This is a genomic window from Phyllobacterium sp. SB3 (genome assembly GCF_040009165.1).
Lineage (GTDB): Bacteria > Pseudomonadota > Alphaproteobacteria > Rhizobiales > Rhizobiaceae > Phyllobacterium.
Genome location: NZ_JBDYKI010000040.1, coordinates 1 through 271, shown reverse-complemented (window position 1 = coordinate 271; position 271 = coordinate 1). Strand labels below are relative to the sequence as shown.

Genomic DNA, 271 nt, shown 5'->3' with positions numbered 1-271 from the left:
CCGCACTATCTCTTCGACGAGACCATCCTCGAAGGGATCAAGCTCACCATCCTTTTCACAGTGCTTTCCATGCTGATCAGCATCATTGCCGGGGCGATGCTGGCGATGATGCGTCTCTCTCCGAATCTGATCGTCAGCGGCTTCGCCAGCCTCTACATCTGGTTCTTCCGCGGTACGCCGCTGCTCGTTCAGATCATCTTCTGGTTTAATATTCAGCTCTTCATCCCCAGTATCGATATCGGCTCGATCCATTTCGACACGAACTCGATCA

1 protein-coding gene is annotated in these 271 nt (G+C 52.8%); it reads left to right on the top strand.

The window, feature by feature from the left end; translation table 11 throughout:
• The coding region (locus ABKW30_RS29295) for an ABC transporter permease subunit (protein ID WP_348602490.1) at positions 1-271 on the top strand (271 nt) is incomplete at both ends.